Raw genomic sequence first — 4,117 nt, 5'->3', positions numbered from 1 at the left:
GACCAGCTGGGGCGATCTCGACGTGATGTTCGCCACCACGCGTGGCACCGTGCGCCGCAACAAGCTCAGCGACTTCGTCCAGGTCAACCGCAATGGCAAGATCGCCATGAAGCTGGAGGAAGAGGGCGACGAGATCCTCGGCGTCGAGACTTGCACCGACAATGACGACGTGCTTTTGACGGCGAATTCCGGCCAGTGCATTCGTTTCCCGGTCTCCGACGTGCGCGTCTTCCAGAGCCGCAATTCCGTCGGCGTGCGCGGCATAAGCATGGCCGAGACCGACCGCATCATCTCGATGTCGATCATCGAGCATGTCGATGCGTCACCCGCCGAGCGCGCAGCCTATCTGAAGCGCGCGGCGGTCGAACGCCGGCTTGCCGCCGGCGCAGCCGGCGAGGAAGAGGAGATCGCGCTCACCAACGAGGAGGTCGGCGAGGAAGCCGAGCTTTCCGACGAGCGCTACGAATTCCTGAAGGCGCATGAGCAACTCGTGCTGACGGTGACCGAATATGGCTACGGCAAGCGCTCGTCGTCCTACGACTTCCGCCTGACGGGGCGCGGCGGCAAGGGCATCCGCGCCACCGACGTGTCGAAGACGGCCGAGATCGGCCGCCTGGTCGCGACCTTCCCGGTCGGCAATGACGATCAGATCATGCTGGTTTCGGACGGCGGCACGGTGATCCGGGTGCCGGTCAACGGCATACGCTTTGCCAGCCGCGCCACCAAGGGCGTGACGATCTTCAACACGGCCGAAGGCGAAAAGGTCGTGTCGGTGGAGCGGATTTCGGAGCCGCAGTCGGACGAAGAGGCGGAAGACGTGGCTTCGAGCGAGGCTGGTGCGGACGATACGGGCGGGAGCGAATAGATTTCGTCCGGCTCAACCGGCCCGTTGGGCCGGTTCGATCATGACGGGGATCAGTGGCGACGGTAGACGTTGCGGTGGGCGAAACCATCGAGGCGCTTGGTGTTGGCCTTGACGCGCACCCGCGCTGCTTCCTGATGCAACCCGAAGGCGGTCGCGATGAGCATCACGATGGTCATTGCTGTGGCAAGCATGTAGATCAGCATTTGCGTGTTCTCCTGGGCTTACAACGACGAGATGGGGATTTTGTTTCGTCCCTTGAAGCGGCAACCTAGTGAACGCTGCGTGAAACGTTCGTGATTGCCGCGTTCATCTGTCGTTCATCGGCGCAAAAAGGTTCACGGTGGGCAACCTATCGGATTTGCCTTTTTCTGAGAGGTTCGCTAGAGCGTTTCACCGTTTCAAGATAACAGCGAACCGCTCTATCTTTTTGTCTTTGCTCAATTCCGGACGGAAAACCGCTCACACTTTTCCTGGAATTGCTCTAGAAGCCTGCCATGACCGAACGCACCGCCCTTTACGCCGGCTCATTCGACCCGCTGACCAACGGCCATCTTGACGTGCTCAAGGCGTCGCTGGCGGTGGCCGACACCGTCTATGCGGCGATCGGCATCCATCCAGGCAAGAAGCCGTTGTTTTCCTTCGAGGAACGCGTGGAACTGATCGAGGCGGCAACCAAGGCCGAATTCGGCAAGGACAGCGGTCGTATCAAGGTCGTTGCCTTCGACGGGCTGGTCATCGACGCGGCCCGCAAGCAGGGCGCCTCGATCATGATCCGCGGCCTGCGCGACGGCACCGATCTCGATTATGAAATGCAGATGGCCGGCATGAACGAGACGATGGCGCCGGAACTGCAGACGGTTTTTCTGCCCGCCAGCCCGTCGGTGCGCACCATTACCGCCACACTTGTGCGCCAGATTGCCTCGATGGGCGGCGACATCCGCCCATTCGTGCCGGCGGCTGTCGCCGGGGCGCTCACCGCCAAGTTCATCAAATAGGTTTTCCCGGAGATCCCTATGCAGCTGAAGAAGCTTGCTTCGTTCCTTGTCGTGCTTGCCGGCCTTTTCGCGGCATCCCTTTTCTCGGCATCCGGGCCGGCCGTCGCCGCCGACAAGGAAAACACCATGATCATCACGCTCAAGGATGGCGACGTGACGATTGCGCTGCGCCCCGATCTGGCGCCTAAGCATGTCGCGCAGATCAAGAAGCTGGTGCGCGACGGCGCCTATGACAATGTCGCCTTCCACCGCGTCATCGACGGCTTCATGGCGCAGACCGGCGACGTAAAGTTCGGCAACATGAAGAAGGGTTTCGACCCGCAAGCCGTCGGCACCGGCGGTTCCGATCTTCCCGATCTGCCGGCCGAGTTCTCGCAGAGCGAGCAATTCACGCGCGGCGTGATCGGCATGGCGCGGTCGCAGGACCCGAATTCGGCCAACTCGCAATTCTTCATCATGTTCGCGCCGGCGCCGAACCTCGACGGCCAGTACACCATCGTCGGCAAGGTGGTCGGCGGCATGGACCTCGTCGACAAGATCAAGAAGGGCGACGAGGCCGACAACGGCACGGTCAGCGACCCCGACCGCATGATCAAGGTTCGCATCGCCGCCGACGGCAAATAAACCCCTCAATTTTCAAAAAGGATTTCTGACATGGCTGAGATCAAGGATCGCGAGAACGCGCTGATCATGGAAACGACCAAGGGCAAGGTCGTCATCGAAATGTATCCCGAACTGGCCCCCGGCCACGTCGCCCGGATCAAGGAACTGGCGCGTGAGGGCGCCTATGACGGCGTCGTGTTCCACCGCGTCATCGACGGCTTCATGGCGCAGACCGGCGACGTCAAGTTCGGCAACTCCTCGAAGCCGACCTATGCGCCGTCGCGCGCGGGCATGGGCGGGTCCGACAAGCCGGACCTCAAGGCCGAGTTCTCCAACGCCAATCATGGCCGCGGCGCCTGCTCGATGGCTCGGGCGCAGAACCCGAACTCGGCGAATTCGCAGTTCTTCATCTGCTTCGACGATGCCGCCTTCCTCAACCGCCAGTACACGGTGTGGGGCCAGGTTATCGAGGGCATGGAAAATGTCGACAAGATCAAGCGCGGCGAGCCGGTGCAGGATCCCGACAAGATCGTGTCGCTGAAGGTCGCGGCCGACGTCAAGTAAGGGCATAACGATGATGGGCGCAGTCTGGTCCCTGCTCGGCATCCTGTCCGGCGCCTTCATCGCCATCCAGGCGCCGATCAATTCGCAACTGGCGGGCGGCCTCGGCCTTCCCGTGGCCGCCGCGGCGTTTTCGTTCCTGTCGGGCGCCATCGTCCTTGGCATCATTGCCTTCGCGGTGGTGAGGTTGCAGGGCATTTCGCTCGACTGGAAGGCGCCGGCGCCCTGGCTGTTCATCGCCGGCGGCATGCTCGGCGGCTTCTATGTCACGCTCTCCACCATTCTGACACCACGCATCGGCGCTGCGGCCCTGATGGCCTTCCTGGTCGCCGGGCAGTTGCTCGCCGGCATGCTGATCGACCGCGTCGGCTTCCTTGGCGTGGCGGTGCGCGAAATCTCGCTCGGCCGCGTCGCCGGCGCGGTAATGCTGCTCGCCGGGGCGCTGCTCATCCGGCTTTTCTGATGCGTGTCGACCTGTTCGACTTCGAGCTGCCGGAGGAGCGCATCGCGCTTCGTCCGGCGGAACCGCGCGACAGCGCCAGGCTGCTGGTCGTCGAGCCGGGCGAACCATTGCAGGACCGCATTGTCCGCGACCTGCCTTCGCTGCTAAGGCAAGGCGACGTGCTGGTGTTCAACGACACCAAGGTCATCCCGGCGCAACTGAAGGGCATGCGCAAGCGCGGCGAGGCGGTGGCGCAGGTCGAGGCGACGCTGCATATGCGCGTGGCGCCGGACCGCTGGCAGGCCTTCATGCGGCCGGGCAAGCGCATCGCCGCCGGCGACCGCATCCATTTCGGTCATGACGGCAATTCCTGCTTCCTCGGCCAGCTCGACGCGACGGTGCTCGAAAAGGGCGAGGCTGGCGAGGCGCTGCTCGGTTTCGACCTTTCCGGGCCGTTCCTCGATGAGGCGCTGCATGCCGTCGGCCACATTCCGCTGCCGCCTTATATCGCCTCGAAGCGCGACGACGACGAGCGCGACCGCGCCGACTACCAGACCATCTATGCCAGGGAAGAGGGCGCGGTCGCTGCCCCCACCGCCGGGCTGCATTTCACGCCAGCGCTGTTTGCCGCGCTCGACGCCCAGGGCATTG

Annotated in this window: 7 protein-coding genes; 6 read left to right on the top strand and 1 reads right to left on the bottom strand. The window is 63.3% G+C overall.

The window, feature by feature from the left end:
• Window positions 1-865: DNA gyrase C-terminal beta-propeller domain-containing protein (locus tag EOA23_RS32155; RefSeq protein WP_281058778.1), on the top strand; the 865-nt coding region annotated here is incomplete at its 5' end.
• 50 nt (window positions 866-915) lie between these two features.
• On the opposite strand, the gene EOA23_RS32150 is transcribed toward EOA23_RS32155, so the two are convergent.
• Entirely contained in the window at window positions 916-1,068 is a 153-nt protein-coding gene (locus tag EOA23_RS32150) for a hypothetical protein (RefSeq protein WP_095765297.1), read from the bottom strand.
• A gap of 291 nt (window positions 1,069-1,359) precedes the next feature.
• Here EOA23_RS32150 and coaD point away from each other — a divergent pair, with 291 nt between their 5' ends.
• The 5 genes from coaD to EOA23_RS32125 form a co-directional block, all read left to right on the top strand.
• Window positions 1,360-1,860: a pantetheine-phosphate adenylyltransferase gene (gene coaD / locus EOA23_RS32145; protein ID WP_127307042.1), complete on the top strand. Its 501-nt coding sequence runs from the start codon at window positions 1,360-1,362 to the stop codon at window positions 1,858-1,860.
• A 126-nt stretch (window positions 1,861-1,986) separates the two neighbouring features.
• Complete coding sequence (locus tag EOA23_RS32140) at window positions 1,987-2,484, top strand: peptidylprolyl isomerase (RefSeq protein ID WP_245474415.1); 498 nt, start codon at window positions 1,987-1,989, stop codon at window positions 2,482-2,484.
• A gap of 30 nt (window positions 2,485-2,514) precedes the next feature.
• The gene (locus EOA23_RS32135) at window positions 2,515-3,027 is read left to right on the top strand and encodes a peptidylprolyl isomerase (RefSeq protein WP_042642653.1); all 513 of its coding nucleotides are present in this window, start codon (window positions 2,515-2,517) and stop codon (window positions 3,025-3,027) included.
• Between the two features lie 10 nt (window positions 3,028-3,037).
• A complete protein-coding gene (locus EOA23_RS32130; RefSeq protein WP_127307040.1) occupies window positions 3,038-3,487 on the top strand; it encodes a DMT family transporter in 450 nt (149 codons plus the stop codon).
• A partial coding sequence (locus EOA23_RS32125) for an S-adenosylmethionine:tRNA ribosyltransferase-isomerase (RefSeq protein ID WP_189341791.1) occupies window positions 3,487-4,117 on the top strand: 631 nt, incomplete at its 3' end. The genes EOA23_RS32130 and EOA23_RS32125, both read left to right, overlap by 1 nt.

The sequence above is a fragment of the Mesorhizobium sp. M2A.F.Ca.ET.042.01.1.1 genome (assembly GCF_003997405.1).
Lineage (GTDB): Bacteria > Pseudomonadota > Alphaproteobacteria > Rhizobiales > Rhizobiaceae > Mesorhizobium.
This window is presented reverse-complemented; position numbering and strand designations above follow the sequence as displayed.